Raw genomic sequence first — 1,799 nt, 5'->3', positions numbered from 1 at the left:
TTGAATWYTCAACACTCTTTTTTATATTTTTATGTTTAATTCAGTAAAATAAAAAAGATTAATATATGAATTAAAATTAATATTGTTGTAAACATTAATATTATATTCAATCAAGGAGGAATCATAATGAGTGAAAATACAAATACAGCTAAAAAACTGACTCTTGTATCATTGATACTTATGATTTTTACATCAGTATTTGGTTTTGCCAATATGCCAAGAGCATTTTATCTTATGGGATATGCAGCAATACCATGGTATGTATTAAGTGCAATATTATTCTTTATACCTTATGCATTTATGATGGCAGAATATGGAGCTGCATATAAGAAAGAAACAGGAGGAATTTACTCATGGATGGAGAAGTCTGTAGGTCCTAAATATGCATTTATTGGGACATTTATGTGGTATGCATCTTATATAATATGGATGGTAAATGTATCATCTACAATATGGATACCATTATCTAATGCTATATTTGGTAGTGATAGAACAGGAGAATTAAGTTTATTTGGACTATCATCTATTCAATGTTTAGGTATATTAGGAGCCTTATGGATATTACTTGTAACTTTCGTAGCCTCAAGAGGTGTAGAAAAAATAACAAAAGTTACTTCTGTAGGAGGTACAGCAGTAGCTTTAATGAATATAGTATTATTATTAGGTGGAATAATAGTTCTAGCTTTAAATGGATTCAAGTTTAAACAACCAATATTAGATATTGCTAGAGACTTTACAACTTCACCAAATCCAGCGTATCAGACTCCGCTTAGTATTTTATCATTCTTAACATTTGCTATATTTGCATTTGGAGGATTAGAAGTTTTAGGAGGGCTAGTTGACCAAACAGAAAACCCTGAAAAAACATTCCCTAAAGGTCTAACGATATCAGCTATAGTAATAGCAATAGGTTATGCATTAGGTATATTTGCTTGTGGTATGTTTACTAATTGGAATGATGTTTTATCAGTAGACAGTGTTAATATGGCCAATGTTGCCTATGTACTTATGAGAAATTTAGGATTTGAACTTGGTAAAGCTTTTGGAATGACTCAATCAGCTGCTATAACTTTAGGGCTATGGACAGCTAGATTTGTTGGGCTTTCACTGTTTTTAGCATTTACAGGAGCATTTTTCACATTAACTTATTCACCACTAAAAACATTGATAGAAGGTTCTCCTAAAAATTTATGGCCTGAGAAATTTGCACAACTAAAAGATGGTATGCCTATTAATGCTATGTGGGTTCAAGCTATAATAGCTATTTTAATAATACTTATAGTATCTTTTGGTGGAGGTAATGGTCAAGCATTTTTCTCACTTTTAGTTCTTATGACTAATGTTGCGATGACAATACCTTATATATTCTTATCAGCTGCTTTTCCAGTATTTAAGAAAAAGCAGCTAGCTGGGCAAATTGATAAACCTTTCGTAGTTTATAAGTCTTATGGAATGGCTTTAGCAGCATCAATAATAGTTAGCTTCGTTGTTGGTTTTGCAAATGTATTTAGTATAATAGAACCAGCTATAAATGGAAGAATAACAGATACTATATTCATGATAGCAGGGCCTGTTTTATTCTCAATAATAGCGTTTATTTTATATTACTTATATGAAAGAAAAGCTTCTAAATAATATGAAAATAAATTATAAGAAAAAAGCAACCTATTAGGTTGCTTTTATATATTAAGATTAGATATCTATAAATTACTTTTAAAGTTTATTTTCTTTTTTTAATTGTAGATAGATCTCTAAACATTCTTTTAATAATACAGAAGCTCTATGAAGATCTTCTTCTT

The 1,799-nt window shown here is 29.8% G+C and carries 1 protein-coding gene; it reads left to right on the top strand.

Annotation, left to right across the window (positions count from 1 at the left end):
* The first annotated feature begins 126 nt into the window (after positions 1-126).
* Positions 127-1,635: a glutamate/gamma-aminobutyrate family transporter YjeM gene (yjeM, locus tag G3997_RS07160; RefSeq protein ID WP_296644884.1), complete on the top strand. Its 1,509-nt coding sequence runs from the start codon at positions 127-129 to the stop codon at positions 1,633-1,635.
* Positions 1,636-1,799: the final 164 nt, after the last annotated feature.

This window comes from Romboutsia sp. 13368 (genome assembly GCF_018336475.1).
Classification (GTDB): domain Bacteria; phylum Bacillota; class Clostridia; order Peptostreptococcales; family Peptostreptococcaceae; genus Romboutsia.
This window is presented reverse-complemented; position numbering and strand designations above follow the sequence as displayed.

What these genes read in the sequence shown, in the direction of transcription:
- yjeM (WP_296644884.1), top strand. Translation starts at nt 127, where the DNA reads ATGAGTGAAAATACAAATACAGCTAAAAAACTGACTCTTGTATCATTG.